The following is a 15,733-nucleotide window of genomic DNA, read 5'->3' as shown; positions in this document are numbered from 1 at the left end:
TGGTTTATTAAATGTCTAAATTAGTACCAGTAATTATGGCTGGGGGGACGGGTAGTCGCTTGTGGCCACTTTCGCGTGAACATCATCCGAAACAGTTTTTAACTGTAGAGGGGGAATATTCGATGTTACAAAATACCATCAGACGGCTGTCTCCACTTTTAGCTAGTGATCCAGTTGTCATCTGTAACGACAAACATCGCTTCCTCGTTGCTGAACAACTTCGTGCACTTGATAAACTAGCTAATAATATTATTCTTGAGCCTGTTGGGCGTAATACAGCGCCTGCTATTGCCCTTGCCGCCTTTTGTGCTCTCCAAAATTCAGATGTGGAAAATCCAATCTTGCTGATTCTGGCTGCGGATCACGTCATCCAGGATGAGGAAGCCTTTATCGAAGCTATTAACCATGCTGAATCTCTGGCTGCTCTCGGTAAGTTGGTCACGTTCGGTATAGTCCCAACACATGCTGAAACGGGTTATGGCTATATTCGTAGAGGTGATGCAATTGGGGGCGATGCATTTGCTGTAGCGGAATTTGTTGAAAAACCAGATTATGATACCGCACGTGATTATATCGAATCAGGGCAATATTACTGGAATAGTGGAATGTTTTTATTCAGTGCAAAATGTTATCTGAATGAATTAAAACATCTATCACCCGATATATATGATGCTTGCCAGAAAGCTGTAGGACATATCAACCCGGATCTGGATTTTATTCGTATCGATAAAGAGGCGTTTACTGCATGCCCAAGTGATTCAATAGACTATGCAGTCATGGAACATACACAGCATGCAGCGGTTTTACCTATGGATGCCGGCTGGTCAGATGTCGGATCGTGGTCTTCATTATGGGATATATCAAAAAAAGATCAGCAAAAGAATGTCTTGCACGGAGATGTGTTTGCACACTGCAGTGAAGGTAACTACATATATTCCGAAAACGCCTTTATTAGCACAATTGGTGTAAATAATTTAGTTATTGTTCAGACCTCTGATGCTTTGTTGGTCGCCAATAAAGATTCAGTACAGGATGTTAAAAAAATTGTTGATTATCTAAAAAATAATAACAGAAAAGAGCATGTCCATCATTTAGAAGTGTTTCGCCCGTGGGGCAATTATACTGTAATTGACAATGGTGTTAATTACCTGGTCAGACGTATAAATGTTAAACCGGGTGAAAAATTTGTCGCACAACTGCATAAGCATAGAGCAGAACACTGGATAGTCGTGTCGGGTACCGCTCGTGTTACAAAAGACGAAAAGACTTTTTTAGTTTCAGAAAATGAATCAACGTTTATACCCGTTAATACTGTCCATGCACTTGAAAACGCTGGCGTAATCCCGTTAGAGCTTATTGAAATCCAGTCAGGAAATTACCTTGGCGAGGATGATATTATTCGCATGGAAACGCGTTTTGGATATTCAGAGTGAGAGATAAATGAACCCGGTTTATAATAGTCGAGATATTATCAAAAATTCAGGCATTGCTTTTGGAACTAGCGGTGCCCGTGGTCTTGTTAGCGATTTTACACCTGAAGTTTGTGCTGCTTTTACTGTTTCATTCCTGACCGTAATGCAGCAACAATTTTCGTTCGATACAATAGCACTTGCAATTGATAATAGACCAAGCAGCTACCAAATGGCTCAGGCTTGTGCCGCGGTGCTAAAGGGCAAAGGAATTGATACTGTATTTTATGGGGTTGTACCTACTCCAGCCTTGGCTTATCAATCTATGTCAGATTATGTGCCTGCGATCATGATCACGGGTAGTCATATCCCGTTTGATCGCAATGGCCTAAAGTTTTATAGACCTGACGGTGAAATTACTAAAGAGGATGAAAATGCTATTGTTCAAGCTGAAGCTTCATTCGGATACATTAAGACAGAAGAGTTGTTGACTTCCTCGCTTGCCGCTGAAAATTATATTGCACGATATACCTCGTTATTTTCAACACCATTCCTGAAAAATAAACGTATTGGCATTTATGAGCATTCAAGTGCAGGCCGGGATCTTTATAAGCCTTTGTTTAATGCTTTAGGTGCTACTGTTATCAGTTTAGCCAGAAGTGATGAATTTGTCCCTATTGATACTGAAGCAGTAAGTGAAGATGATAGTCGTAAGGCAATAAAATGGGCAAAGGAATTACAGCTAGATGCAATATTTTCTACTGATGGAGATGGTGACAGACCTCTTATCGCAGATGAAAATGGAAATTGGTTGCGAGGTGATGTTTTAGGCTTATTATGTTCACTGGAATTAACCGCGGATGCTGTAGCGGTTCCTGTAAGTTGTAATAGTATCATTTCTTCACATAATTACTTTAAGCATGTGATGCGAACCAAAATTGGTTCTCCTTATGTTATTGCTGCATTTGCGGAGCTAGCTGCAAATTATAATTGTGTTGTAGGTTTTGAAGCTAATGGTGGTTTTTTATTGGGCAGTGATGTCTTTATTAACCAGCATTTGCTTAGAGCGTTACCAACTCGTGATGCAGTCCTCCCTGCTATTATGCTACTTTATAGAGCAAAAGATAATGGTATTGGTGAACTTGTTTCACAACTGCCAGCACGTTATACCCATTCCAATAGATTACAAAATGTAGATTCTCTAACAAGCGTGTCATTAATTAATTTAGGACTATCAGACCACGTTAAGTTTATGGAGTATATCGGATTAAATGATTGTCAGATATTGAACTCGGATATTACTGATGGGTTGCGAATTACATTGGACAATAATAGTATTGTACATTTGCGCCCTTCAGGCAATGCTCCTGAGTTACGTTGTTATGCAGAGGCTGACTCTCAAGACGCAGCATACAAACTTGTTGAAACTGTCCTTGCTAATATCGAAATGCAGGTTGGGTAAAATCTTTAAATATAGTAGACCTTAAGCGTTTATCTCGGGAACGCTTAACTTGGCTATTTGGTACCCATTTAGAGGGCGTGAGTTTAATGGATAGTATTGATAACAAGTATAATCCACAGTTATGTAAGATATTATTGGCTATTTCGGATTTATTTTTTTTCAATGTAGCGTTGTGGCTATCTTTAGGGTGCGTATATTTAATTTTTAATGAGGTTCAGCGTTTTATTCCGCAAGAACAATTAGACTTGCGCTTCATTTCGCATTTCATACTTTCAATCGTCTGTGTAGGATGGTTTTGGATACGTTTGCGTCATTACACTTATCGCAAACCATTTTGGTATGAATTAAAAGAAATTATTCGGACAATTGTGATTTTTGCCGTGTTTGATTTGGCGCTGATTGCGTTTACAAAATGGCAATTTTCTCGTTATGTTTGGGTGTTTTGCTGGTCGTTTGCGCTGATTTTGGTGCCCTTGTTCCGTGTACTAACAAAGCACTTGCTAAATAAATTAGGGATCTGGAAAAAAACAACCGTCATTCTTGGGTGTGGTGAAAATGCAATCGGTGCATACAATGCTCTGCAGAGCGAAGAGATGATGGGTTTTAATGTTGTGGCTTTCTTTGATACTGATGCTGCATCATCTGAGATTTGTTCACTACCTCTAATACAAGATGTAGAAAAAATTTGGAGTTTAAATCGTACCGGAGATATTCATTATATACTTGCCTATGAATATACCGAGCTTGATAAAACACAATTATGGCTTCGTGAGTTATCTAAACACCATTGTCGTTCAGTTACAGTTGTGCCTTCTTTCCGCGGATTGCCCTTATATAATACCGATATGTCCTTCATTTTTAGCCATGAAGTGATGTTATTGAGGATACAAAACAATCTTGCCAAAAGGACCTCTCGTTTTCTTAAGCGTACTTTCGATATTGTTTGCTCTTCATTAATATTGTTAGTCGCATCACCGCTCATGATTTACCTGTGGTACAAAGTGACACGTGATGGTGGGCCAGCCATTTATGGTCATCAGCGTGTAGGGCGAAACGGTAAGTTATTCCCGTGCTACAAATTCCGCTCAATGGTGATGAATTCTCAGGAAGTGTTAAAAGAGCTTCTGGATAGCGATCCGGAGGCGCGGGCTGAGTGGGAAAAAGATTTTAAATTAAAGAATGATCCACGTATCACCGCTGTGGGGCGTTTTATTCGTAAAACCAGCCTTGATGAATTACCGCAATTATTCAACGTGCTTAAAGGTGAAATGAGCCTGGTTGGTCCGCGACCTATCATTTCTGACGAACTGGAGCGTTACTGTGATGATGTTGACTATTATCTGATGGCGAAGCCGGGTATGACAGGATTATGGCAAGTGAGTGGTCGTAACGACGTTGATTACGATACACGCGTCTATTTTGATGCATGGTACGTCAAAAACTGGACTCTTTGGAATGATATTGCCATTTTGTTTAAGACGGTGAAGGTTGTGTTACATCGTGATGGTGCATACTGAGATTCTCAGCCGATAATTCACTAGAAAATATGCAGTTATGTGATCAGTGCATCATTTGCTACCCTCTTACCTCACCCTTGAGTTAACATGTTTTTTACTTTACCCGTCGTTCGCATTCCGGCGGGGTATCCACACCTGACAGGAGTATGTAATGTCCAAGCAACAGATCGGCGTTGTCGGTATGGCAGTGATGGGGCGCAACCTGGCGCTCAACATCGAAAGCCGTGGTTATACCGTCTCCGTTTTCAACCGCTCCCGTGATAAGACCGAAGAAGTGATTGCCGAGAATCCAGGCAAGAAACTGGTTCCTTTCTATACGGTGAAAGAGTTCGTTGAGTCCCTGGAAACGCCTCGTCGTATCCTGTTAATGGTGAAAGCGGGCGCGGGTACCGATGCTGCTATCGACTCCCTGAAGCCTTACCTTGAAAAAGGTGACATCATCATTGATGGCGGTAACACCTTCTTCCAGGACACCATTCGTCGTAACCGTGAGTTGTCCGCTGAAGGCTTCAACTTCATCGGTACCGGTGTTTCCGGTGGTGAAGAGGGCGCGCTGAAAGGTCCATCAATCATGCCTGGTGGCCAGAAAGAAGCGTACGAACTGGTTGCGCCAATCCTGACTAAAATCGCTGCTGTTGCGGAAGATGGTGAGCCGTGTGTGACTTATATCGGTCCGGACGGTGCTGGTCACTATGTCAAAATGGTGCACAACGGCATCGAATACGGCGATATGCAGCTGATCGCAGAAGCATACTCCCTGCTGAAAGGCGGCCTGAATCTCTCTAACGAAGAGCTGGCTGAAACCTTTACCGAGTGGAATAAAGGCGAGCTGAACAGCTATCTGATCGACATCACCAAAGATATCTTCACGAAGAAAGATGAAGAGGGTAAATACCTGGTTGATGTGATTCTGGATGAAGCAGCGAACAAAGGTACCGGTAAATGGACCAGCCAGAGCTCTCTGGATCTGGGCGAGCCGCTGTCTCTGATCACCGAATCCGTCTTTGCGCGTTATATCTCTTCTCTGAAAGAGCAGCGCGTTGCGGCTTCTAAAGTGCTGTCTGGCCCTCAGGCTAAACCAGCCGGTGACAAAGCTGAGTTCGTCGAGAAAGTTCGTCGCGCCCTGTACCTGGGTAAAATCGTCTCTTACGCGCAGGGCTTCTCTCAGCTGCGTGCGGCGTCAGACGAGAACAACTGGGATCTGAACTACGGTGAGATTGCGAAGATCTTCCGCGCGGGTTGCATCATTCGTGCGCAGTTCCTGCAGAAAATCACCGATGCCTATGCTGAAAACGCGGGTATCGCCAACCTTCTGCTGGCCCCGTACTTCAAAAAGATTGCGGATGAATACCAGCAGGCATTGCGTGACGTGGTTGCCTACGCCGTACAGAACGGAATCCCGGTTCCAACCTTCTCTGCGGCGGTAGCTTATTATGACAGCTATCGTGCTGCTGTTCTGCCTGCCAACCTGATCCAGGCACAGCGTGACTATTTTGGTGCGCATACTTACAAGCGCACGGATAAAGAAGGTGTGTTCCATACCGAATGGATGGAGTGAGTTAAAACCTTCGCAATAACACCAACCCGGAGCTTGTCTCCGGGTTTTTTTATGCAAAAAATGCCGGCCATTATTCGAAGTAGTCTGAATCTCATCCCGCTCGTTGTGATTACTCCTGGTTTGCCTTGACAGTTCTGTTTGTCAGGAGGTACAAAGCCCAACAGTTATGTTTATCGCGATGGTCTGCCGGCCATCAATACAGTTAACTAAAAGAAGTCATTAGCGAATGAAAATAACAATTTCCGGAACAGGGTATGTCGGTCTTTCTAACGGCATTCTGATTGCTCAGAACCATGAAGTGGTTGCGCTGGATATCGTACAGGCCAAAGTGGATATGCTCAATCAGAAGAAATCGCCGATTGTCGACAAAGAAATCCAGGACTATCTCAGCAATAAACCGCTGAATTTCCGCGCCACGACAGATAAAGAAGATGCATACCGCGATGCGGATTACGTCATCATTGCGACGCCTACTGACTACGATCCAAAAACCAACTATTTCAACACCTCAACCGTAGAAGCGGTTATCAAAGATGTTATTGCGATTAATCCTGATGCGGTGATGGTTATTAAATCGACCATTCCTGTCGGCTTTACCAAATCCATCAAAGAAAAGTTTGGTATTGATAATATCTTCTTCTCGCCAGAGTTCCTGCGTGAGGGGAGAGCGCTTTACGATAACCTGCATCCTTCGCGTATCGTTATTGGCGAACGCTCTGAGCGTGCTGAACGCTTTGCCGCACTGCTGCAGGAAGGCGCAGTGAAGAAAGATATTCCGGTGCTGTTCACGGACTCCACCGAAGCGGAGGCGATTAAGCTTTTCGCAAACACCTATCTGGCAATGCGAGTTGCGTACTTCAATGAGCTCGACAGCTATGCAGAAAGTCTTGGGCTGAACACCCGCCAGATTATTGAAGGGGTTTGCCTCGACCCGCGTATTGGCAACCACTATAACAACCCGTCATTTGGCTACGGTGGCTATTGCCTGCCAAAAGATACCAAGCAGCTGCTGGCGAACTACCAGGCCGTGCCGAATAACCTGATATCGGCGATTGTTGACGCTAACCGTACGCGTAAAGATTTCATCTCCGATTCCATTCTTGCGCGCCAGCCGAAAGTGGTGGGAGTGTACCGTCTGATCATGAAGAGCGGTTCCGATAATTTCCGCGCCTCTTCCATTCAGGGGATTATGAAGCGCATCAAGGCGAAAGGCGTGGAGGTCATTATCTATGAGCCTGCCATGCAGGAAGATCAGTTCTTCAATTCCCGTGTGATCCGCGATCTGGATGCCTTCAAAAAAGAAGCGGATGTCATTATCTCGAACCGCATGGCGGAAGAGCTGGCTGACGTCGCTGACAAAGTCTATACCCGCGATCTCTTCGGTAGCGACTAAATCTCTTTCATGATGAAAAAACCCGGCTGATTTGCCGGGTTTTTTATTTTCAGACCTTGTAAAACTCGCGGTACCATTCAACGAAGTTCTTCACTCCGTCTTTAACCGAGGTTTGTGGTTTGAAACCGATCACGTCATACAGCGCTTTCGTGTCGGCACTGGTTTCCAGTACGTCGCCCGGCTGGAGCGGCAACATATTTTTCTCGGCTTTTTTACCCAGCGCGTCTTCCAGTGCTGTGATGTAGTCCATCAGCTCTACTGGGGAGCTGTTACCGATGTTGTAAACGCGGTAAGGTGCTGAACTGGTTGCCGGTGAGCCGGTCTCAACGGTCCAGTTTGCGTCAGGATGGGGAATAACATCCTGCAGACGAATAATCGCTTCAGCAATATCATCGATGTAGGTAAAGTCGCGCTTCATCTTCCCGTAGTTATAGACATCGATGCTTTTGCCTTCAATCATTGCCTTAGTAAATTTAAACAGCGCCATATCCGGGCGTCCCCACGGACCGTATACGGTAAAGAAGCGCAGTCCGGTGGTCGGCAAGTTGTACAGGTGCGAATAGGTGTGCGACATCAGTTCATTGGCTTTTTTGGTCGCAGCATAGAGTGAAACGGGGTGATCCACGGAATCATCAGTAGAGAACGGCATTTTACGGTTGAGGCCATATACGGAGCTGGACGAGGCATAAAGCAGATGCTGAACGTGGTTATGGCGACACCCTTCCAGCACGTTGAGATGGCCAATAAGATTGGCATCCGCATAGGCGTGCGGGTTTTCCAGGGAGTAACGAACGCCTGCCTGTGCAGCCAGATGAATGACGCGATCAAACTTTTCACTGGCGAAAAGCGCAGCCATGCCTTCACGGTCTGCTAACTCAAGCTTGTGAAAGGTGAAACGCTCTGATTGTATCCGTTCCAGACGCGCCAGTTTCAGGTTGACATCGTAGTAGTCATTCAGGTTATCAATACCGACAACCTGATGTCCGGCCTCAATGAGGCGTTTACTGACATTCGAACCGATAAAACCTGCTGCACCGGTGACCAGAAATTTCATATTTTCCCTCTTAAACCCTTATTCTTACAGATGCGATAACGCATCACATGGTGTCTATGATAGCGCGAAGGGGAGCGAGTTACATAACGCATCTTTCCGATATAACTCATCGGATTCTTATAGAAAAATCCGCAGTAATAGATAAACTATGCAAACATAATTATGTTTCCCCTTTTTCATCAGTTAGGGATTGTATGACGCAAAACAACAATAGCCAGGTCAGCCGAAGCAACGACCCTGAGCAAATTGATTTACTTGATTTAGTGTTACAGCTGTGGCGTGGAAAGTGGATGATAGCAACGTTTGTTGTTGTTTTTATTGCCCTGGCCGTGGGATATCTTTCAATTGCTAAGGAAAAGTGGACCTCAAGCGCGATCATTGCCCAACCTGATGCAGCGCAGATAGCGACCTACTCAAACGCATTGAACATCCTCTACGGCAGCGCAGCTCCTTCAATGCTGGACATTCAAACGCGCGCGATTGACCGTTTTAACGCCTCTTTCTCTGCGTTATCCCAGGCGCTGGACAACCAGGATGTGCCTGAAAAACTGACTATTGAGCCTGCTGTTAAAGGGCAGCCGCTGCCGTTAAGCGTCTCCTATGCCAGTACATCAGCTGAAGCGGCGCAAAAGCAGCTGGCGCAGTACATCCAGCAGATTGATGAACAGACGGCAAAAGAACTTGCCCTTGACCTCAAGGACAATATCAAGGAGCAGATTAAAACGCTGAACGATTCTCTGGTTAGCCAGGAGAAGGTCGCTCAGGAGCAGAAAGATCTGCGTATTAAACAGATTGCAGAAGCATTGAAGAATGCTGAAGCGGCGAAAATCTCCTCGCCACAGATTCAGCAAACCCAGGATGTCACTCAGGAAACGATGTTCCTGCTGGGAAGTGAAGGGCTGAAATCGATGATAGACAATGAAGCGTCGCGCCCGCTGATCTTCTCTACCGCATATTATCAGACTAAACGAAACCTGCTGGACATCCAGAACCTGAACGTGAATCCTGACACTATCCACGTTTATCGTTACGTTATGAAGCCGGATCTGCCCGTTCGTCGCGATAGTCCTAAGAAAGCGGTTATTCTTGTTCTAGCCGTGCTGCTGGGCGGTATGATTGGCTCTGGTGTGGTTCTGGGGCGTAATGCATTGCGCAACTACAAACCAAAAGCCTGATTTGCAGATTTAAAAAAACCGGGGATAATTAATCCCCGGTTTTTTTATTTGTGTCGTTTGCGAAGATTCTCAATCACCGCCGTCAAATCCAGCTCCTGATCCTGCAGCAGCACCAGCAGGTGATACATCAAATCCGATGCTTCATTCGTCAACTCTTCCCGGTCATGTACGGTCGCGGCCAGCGCCGTCTCAACGCCTTCTTCTCCCACCTTCTGCGCAATGCGCTTAGTCCCGCTGGCATACAGCTTCGCGGTATAGGAGCTCTCAGGATCCGCCGATTTACGCTCCGCCAGCAGCTGCTCCAGCTGATACAGAAACAGCCACTGATGACTCGTCTCGCCAAAGCAGCTGCTGGTGCCCTTATGGCAGGTTGGGCCGATTGGGTTTACCAGCACCAGCAGGGTGTCGTTATCGCAGTCTGGCGTCATGCTGACCACGTTCAGGAAGTGCCCCGAGGTTTCCCCTTTGGTCCACAGGCGCTGCTTCGTACGCGAGAAAAACGTCACTTTGCCGCTGTCGATCGTTTTTGCCAGCGCGTCCTGGTTCATATAACCCAGCATCAGCACTTCGCCCGAGACGGCATGCTGTACAACCACCGGCAGTAATCCGTCAGTTTTTTCCCAGTCCAGCTGCGCCTGTTGTTGCTCTGTTAACATACCCTGATCTCCACGCCCTGGTCGGCCAGGTACGTTTTTAACTCACCAATATTGATAATCTGCTTGTGGAACACGGAGGCGGCAAGGGCACCGTCCACGTTCGCATCGCGGAAGGCTTCCAGGAAATGCTCCATGGTGCCTGCGCCGCCGGAGGCAATCAGCGGAACGTGGCAGACCGCGCGCACTTTCTTCAGCTGCTCGAGGTCATAACCGTTACGCACGCCATCCTGGTTCATCATATTGAGAACAATCTCGCCTGCGCCACGCTTTTGCACTTCCTGCACCCAATCGAGCGTTTCCCACTGGGTGACGCGGGTACGACTTTCATCGCCGGTGTACTGGTTGACGTGGTACTTGCCCGTTGCGGCGTCATACCAGGTGTCGATTCCAACCACAATACACTGCACGCCAAAGCGATCGGCCAGGCGTGTAATCAACTCCGGCTCGGCCAGAGCAGGGGAGTTGATGGAAATCTTGTCGGCCCCAAAAGAGAGAATTTTGGCAGCGTCGTCAGCGGACTTAATCCCGCCCGCTACGCAGAACGGAATGTCGATCACTTCCGCCACGCGCGCCACCCAGCTTTTGTCGACCACGCGGCCATCGCTGGAAGCGGTGATATCATAAAAGACCAGCTCGTCTGCGCCTTCATCGGCATAGCGTTTTGCCAACGGAACGATGTCGCCAATGATTTCGTGGTTGCGGAACTGCACGCCTTTCACGACCTGACCGTCGCGTACGTCCAGGCAAGGGATTATCCGTTTTGCCAGCATTGAATCGCCTCCGTCACAGTAAATTTACCTTCCAGCAGGGCCCGGCCCACGATCACGCCCTGCACACCGGTGCCGCGCAGCGCGGCCACGTCGTCTATATCACCGATACCGCCAGAAGACTGGAACGCAACCTGCGGATAACGCGCGCAGACCTCTTCATACAGCGAGACGTTAGAGCCCGCCAGCGTTCCGTCGCGGGAGATATCCGTGCACAGTACGTGCTTCAGGCCAACGGGAAGATAGATATCGACCAGCTCTTCCAGCGTCACGCCGGAGTTTTCCTGCCAGCCGCTGACGGCAACCTGCTTTTTACCCTGCTCGTCAATGCGCACGTCCAGCGCCAGTACAAGGGCGTCGGCGCCAAAGCGGCGGAACCAGCCTTTCACCGTGTCAGGATCTTTCACGGCAGTTGACCCTACCACCACGCGCGCCACGCCCGCGTCCAGCAGCGAGGCGACGTCCTCTTCCGTACGCACGCCGCCGCCGACCTGTACGGGTACGTCAACACCAGCAACAAGCTGTTTAAGCAGCGTGATCTGGCGCTTCGCCGGATCTTTCGCACCCGTTAAATCCACCAGATGCAGCACCTGTGCACCCTGAGCGGCATAATCCTGCAGACGCGGCAGCGGGTCGTTTCCGTAGTCTCGCTGCTGGCCGTAATCGCCCTGGTGGAGACGGACAACCGTGCCGTCAATTAAATCTAAAGCGGGAATAATCATCACATCTCCAGGAAGTTTTTCAGCAGCTGCGCGCCTGCGGCACCAGAGCGCTCCGGGTGAAACTGCACGCCGAAGAAATTGTCTTTCTGTACGGCTGCCGTAAACGCCTCGCCGTAGGTGCACTGGGCGATCGTATTCACGTTCACCGGCATGGCGTAGCTGTGCACAAAGTAAAAGTACGCGCCGTCTTCGATGCCGCGAAACAATCGGTCGCCCGCTTTGGCGTAAACGCGGTTCCAGCCCATATGCGGCAGAGGCAGACCGTGGTCGGTCATTTTCGGTACGTCTTCGTCGATAATGCCCAGCAGGTCAACGCCGTTGCTCTCTTCGCTGCGGCGGCCCAGGAGCTGCATGCCCAGGCAAATGCCCAGCACCGGCTGGGTACAGGCTTTGATCAGATCGACCAACTCGCGTTCGCGAATCTGATCCATCGCGGCCTGCGCGGTGCCAACGCCCGGCAGGAATAACTTATCGGCGCGCAAGACAACGTCCGGATCGCGGCTTACCACCGGCTCATAGCCGTGGCGCGCAATGGCCGATTTTACGGAGTTGAGGTTGGCGCATCCGGTATCCAGAATCACCACGTTCATTACAGCACTCCTTTTGATGAGGGAAGGGCATCGCCTTCCACGCGGATCGCCTGGCGCAGCGTACGGCCAAAGGCTTTAAACAGGCTCTCCACGCGGTGGTGATCGTTTTTGCCCTTGGTCTTCAGATGCAGCGTCAGGCCCATGGTGTAGGACAATGAACGGAAGAAGTGCTCCACCATTTCGGTGCTGAGATCGCCCACACGCTGGTAGGTGAAATCAGCTTTATATTCCAGGTGCGGACGACCTGAAATGTCCATGGCGCAGCGCGCCAGGCACTCGTCCATCGGCAGGACGAAGCCGAAACGGTTGATGCCGCGCTTGTCGCCGAGCGCCAGCTTCAGGGCTTCACCCAGCGCCAGGCCGGTATCTTCCACTGTGTGGTGATCGTCAATGTAAAGGTCGCCTTTTACCGCGATCTCCATGCGGAAGCCGCCGTGGGTGGCAATCTGATCCAGCATATGGTCGAAGAAACCGACGCCGGTGTGGATCTTGCTGCCGCCTTCACGGTCCAGCCAGACCTTCACATCAATCTGCGTCTCTTTGGTGTTGCGCTCAACGTGGGAATAGCGGTCGCGCTTTGTCAGCTGCTCGCCAATTTTCGCCCAGTTAAGGTTGTTGCGGTCGTAGCGCAGCCCCGCGATGCCCATGTTTTCCGCCAGCGTGATATCGGTGATGCGATCGCCGATGACATAGCTGTTGGTTTTATCCAGCGCATCTTCAGCCAGGTAACGCTCTACCAGCTTCACCTTTGGCTTACGGCAGTCACACTCGTCGGCCGGCATGTGCGGGCAAATCAGCACTTCATCAAATACCACGCCCTGAGAGGTCAGCACCTGCATCATCAGATTATGCGGGCCGTCAAAGTCCGCCTGCGGGAAGCTGTCAGTACCCAGACCGTCCTGATTGGTGATCATCACCAGCTTAAATCCGGCTTTCTGCAGCTTAAGCAGCACCGGGATCACGTCCGGTTCAAAAGCCAGTTTGTCGAATCGATCGACCTGAAAATCGGCTGGTGGCTCCGAAATAAGGGTGCCGTCACGATCGATGAAAAGGATCTTCTGGGTCATACATTCTCCGCTTTCAGGGCGTCAATCACGCGCTGGCTCTCTGCGCGGGTGCCTACGGTAATGCGCAAGCATCCGCTCAGGGAAGGTTGTTTATTCTGGTCTCGTAAGATAATGCCCTGATCCCACAAAGATTTAAATACGGCACTGGAGGCGGTGAAGCGCGCCAGGATATAGTTGGTTTCCGAGTCGAACACCTGCTCCACGCAGGGAATATCCTTCAGGGCTGTCACCAGATATTGACGCTCCGCCAGAATTTGCGCCACGCGCTCGCGCATTGCATTTATGCCCTGCGGCGTCAGCGCCTGTGCCGCAATATCGGCAACCGGCGTTGAGAGCGGGTACGGGGCGATCACTTTCAGCAGCAGGTCGATAACCTCTTTATTCGCCAGCGTGAATCCGCAGCGCAGACCTGCAAGGGCAAAGGCTTTCGACAGCGTGCGCAGCACAACCAGGTGCGGATACTCTTTCAGCCAGCCTGCCAGCGTTGCCTGCGGACAGAACTCAATATAGGCTTCATCCGCGACCACCAGGGCTTTACCGCGCGTCATCTCCAGCAGGGTGCGAATATCCTGCGGGTTGATAATCTGCCCGGTTGGGTTATTTGGGCTGCAGACGAAGACAACCTTCACGCCATCGAGATTGTCTGCAATGCCCTGCAAATCGAGCTGCCAGTTCTCCAGCGCCTGCACGTTGCGGCACGCCACGCCGAAGGTTTCGGCGCTGACGCTGTACATGCCGTAGGTAGGCTGGCAGTACATCACCGCGTCTTTGCCCGGCTCGCAGAACGCGCGGATCAGCAGCTCAATGCCCTCATCCGCGCCGCGACTGACCAGCACCTGCTCCGGCTTCACGCCCGCGTACTGCGCGTAGTTTTCGATAACCGCCTTCGGCTGACACTCCGGATAGCGGTTCAGCGTTTGCTGCGACAGCTCAAACTGCACCGCAGTTGGGAATTCGTTGGCGTTCAGCCAGACGTCCCCGTTTCCGCCTAGACGACGCGCAGACTGGTAAGGCGTCAGGCGACGGACATTTTCGCGGGCTAACTCTTCAATGTTCATGCTTGCTCCTTCAGGGCTGCAACGCGCAGCGTCACGGCATTTTTGTGGGCGGTCAGTCGCTCGGCGGCGGCCAGGGTCTCAATAGTGGAGGCCAGTGAGGCAAACCCTTCGCGGGAGAGTTCCTGCACGGTCATGCGTTTCTGGAAATCCGCCAGGCCAAGGCTGGAGCAGGTAGAGGTATAGCCGTACGTCGGCAGCACGTGGTTAGTGCCGGAGGCGTAATCCCCCGCGGATTCCGGTGACCAGTCGCCGAGGAACACCGAGCCGGCGCTGGTGATGCTGTCGACCAGATCGCGCGCGCTGCGGGTCTGAATAATCAGGTGCTCCGGGCCGTACTGGTTGGAGATGGCAATGCACTGCGCCAGATCGCGCGCCACAATCAGGCGGCTGGCCGCGAGCGCCTGGCGTGCCGTGTCGGCGCGGGGCAGGTCGGCAAGCTGGCGCTCGACGGCTTCACCCACGCGTTTCGCCATATCGGCATCCGGCGTCAGCAGGATCACCTGTGAGTCCGGGCCGTGTTCCGCCTGTGAAAGCAGGTCGGAGGCCACGAAGTCAGGCGTTGCGCCGCTGTCGGCAATGACCAGCACTTCAGACGGACCGGCAGGCATATCGATGGCCGCGCCGTCCAGACGCTGGCTGACCTGGCGCTTGGCTTCGGTCACGTACGCATTGCCAGGGCCAAAGATTTTGTCGACCTTCGGAATGGATTCAGTCCCGAATGCCAGGGCAGAAATCGCCTGCGCACCGCCCACTTTATAGATCGCCTGCACCCCGCACAGCTTCGCCGCATAAAGGATTTCGTCGGCAATCGGTGGCGGTGAGCAAAGCACCACTTTCTGGCATCCGGCGATACGCGCCGGCGTGGCGAGCATTAATACGGTCGAGAACAGCGGCGCTGAACCGCCGGGGATATAAAGCCCCACTGATGCAACCGGGCGCGTCACCTGCTGGCAGCGTACGCCGGGCAGGGTTTCGACATCCACGGTCTGCAGCTTCTGCGCGGTGTGGAAGGTATCAATGTTTTTTACCGCGACGGCCATCGCCTGTTTGATCTCGTCACCCAGACGATCGGTGGCATCAATGATTTCCTGCTCGGTAACCTGTAACGTGCCGACTTCCGTCTTATCAAACTTCGCGCTGTATTCACGCAGCGCGTCATCGCCACGGGCTTTGACGTTATCCAGGATCTCCGCCACGGTGCGTGAGATGCTTTCTGAGGCGGAAATCGCCGGGCGCATCAGCAGATCGCGACGCTGCGCGTCGCTACAGGTATTCCAGTCGATGATTGTGTTAAAGCTCATGGCC

At 50.4% G+C, this 15,733-nt stretch carries 14 protein-coding genes; 6 read left to right on the top strand and 8 right to left on the bottom strand.

The genetic code is table 11. The features are described from left to right. Positions 1-11: 11 nt before the first annotated feature. The 5 genes from AC4ICF_RS15240 (at position 12) to ugd (ending at position 7,339) form a co-directional block, all read left to right on the top strand. Complete coding sequence (locus AC4ICF_RS15240) at positions 12-1,433, top strand: mannose-1-phosphate guanylyltransferase/mannose-6-phosphate isomerase (protein WP_491466102.1); 1,422 nt, start codon at positions 12-14, stop codon at positions 1,431-1,433. A 7-nt stretch (positions 1,434-1,440) separates the two neighbouring features. Beyond that, the gene (locus AC4ICF_RS15235) at positions 1,441-2,871 is read left to right on the top strand and encodes a phosphomannomutase (protein ID WP_316379429.1); all 1,431 of its coding nucleotides are present in this window, start codon (positions 1,441-1,443) and stop codon (positions 2,869-2,871) included. Positions 2,872-2,957: 86 nt separating this feature from the next. Continuing rightward, a complete protein-coding gene (locus AC4ICF_RS15230; RefSeq protein ID WP_316379430.1) occupies positions 2,958-4,388 on the top strand; it encodes an undecaprenyl-phosphate galactose phosphotransferase in 1,431 nt (476 codons plus the stop codon). A gap of 151 nt (positions 4,389-4,539) precedes the next feature. Continuing rightward, positions 4,540-5,946, top strand: a complete 1,407-nt coding sequence (gene gnd, locus AC4ICF_RS15225) for an NADP-dependent phosphogluconate dehydrogenase (protein WP_028013772.1) — start codon at positions 4,540-4,542, stop codon at positions 5,944-5,946. Positions 5,947-6,172: 226 nt separating this feature from the next. Beyond that, positions 6,173-7,339 (top strand): UDP-glucose 6-dehydrogenase, encoded by a 1,167-nt coding sequence (gene ugd, locus AC4ICF_RS15220; RefSeq protein WP_063409310.1) that lies wholly within the window; start codon positions 6,173-6,175, stop codon positions 7,337-7,339. 49 nt (positions 7,340-7,388) lie between these two features. On the opposite strand, the gene AC4ICF_RS15215 is transcribed toward ugd, so the two are convergent. Beyond that, entirely contained in the window at positions 7,389-8,393 is a 1,005-nt protein-coding gene (locus tag AC4ICF_RS15215) for an NAD-dependent epimerase (RefSeq protein ID WP_316379432.1), read from the bottom strand. A gap of 194 nt (positions 8,394-8,587) precedes the next feature. Between AC4ICF_RS15215 and wzzB the strand changes: the two genes are divergently transcribed. Then, positions 8,588-9,568 (top strand): LPS O-antigen chain length determinant protein WzzB, encoded by a 981-nt coding sequence (wzzB, locus tag AC4ICF_RS15210; protein WP_316379433.1) that lies wholly within the window; start codon positions 8,588-8,590, stop codon positions 9,566-9,568. A gap of 44 nt (positions 9,569-9,612) precedes the next feature. Here wzzB and hisIE read toward each other — a convergent pair whose 3' ends face one another. Genes hisIE through hisD form a run of 7 tightly spaced genes read right to left on the bottom strand, consistent with a single transcriptional unit; the run spans position 9,613 to position 15,729 of the window. Then, on the bottom strand, positions 9,613-10,224 hold the full coding sequence (gene hisIE / locus AC4ICF_RS15205; RefSeq protein ID WP_163329797.1) for a bifunctional phosphoribosyl-AMP cyclohydrolase/phosphoribosyl-ATP diphosphatase HisIE: 612 nt from the start codon (positions 10,222-10,224) through the stop codon (positions 9,613-9,615). Next, on the bottom strand, positions 10,218-10,994 hold the full coding sequence (gene hisF, locus AC4ICF_RS15200; protein ID WP_116338849.1) for an imidazole glycerol phosphate synthase subunit HisF: 777 nt from the start codon (positions 10,992-10,994) through the stop codon (positions 10,218-10,220). Before hisF ends, hisIE begins: the two co-directional genes overlap by 7 nt. Next, positions 10,976-11,713: a 1-(5-phosphoribosyl)-5-[(5-phosphoribosylamino)methylideneamino]imidazole-4-carboxamide isomerase gene (gene hisA / locus AC4ICF_RS15195; protein WP_233002630.1), complete on the bottom strand. Its 738-nt coding sequence runs from the start codon at positions 11,711-11,713 to the stop codon at positions 10,976-10,978. Before hisA ends, hisF begins: the two co-directional genes overlap by 19 nt. Beyond that, positions 11,713-12,303: an imidazole glycerol phosphate synthase subunit HisH gene (gene hisH, locus AC4ICF_RS15190; RefSeq protein WP_316379435.1), complete on the bottom strand. Its 591-nt coding sequence runs from the start codon at positions 12,301-12,303 to the stop codon at positions 11,713-11,715. The genes hisA and hisH overlap by 1 nt, the downstream gene beginning before the upstream one ends. Continuing rightward, positions 12,303-13,370 (bottom strand): bifunctional histidinol-phosphatase/imidazoleglycerol-phosphate dehydratase HisB, encoded by a 1,068-nt coding sequence (hisB, locus tag AC4ICF_RS15185; protein ID WP_047647361.1) that lies wholly within the window; start codon positions 13,368-13,370, stop codon positions 12,303-12,305. Before hisB ends, hisH begins: the two co-directional genes overlap by 1 nt. Further along, the gene (gene hisC, locus AC4ICF_RS15180) at positions 13,367-14,428 is read right to left on the bottom strand and encodes a histidinol-phosphate transaminase (protein ID WP_316379436.1); all 1,062 of its coding nucleotides are present in this window, start codon (positions 14,426-14,428) and stop codon (positions 13,367-13,369) included. The genes hisB and hisC overlap by 4 nt, the downstream gene beginning before the upstream one ends. Further along, complete coding sequence (gene hisD / locus AC4ICF_RS15175) at positions 14,425-15,729, bottom strand: histidinol dehydrogenase (RefSeq protein ID WP_316379437.1); 1,305 nt, start codon at positions 15,727-15,729, stop codon at positions 14,425-14,427. Before hisD ends, hisC begins: the two co-directional genes overlap by 4 nt. Positions 15,730-15,733 lie beyond the last annotated feature (4 nt).

It is taken from the genome of Enterobacter sp. ECC_219_Taxon_10 (genome assembly GCF_058354905.1).
This window is presented reverse-complemented; position numbering and strand designations above follow the sequence as displayed.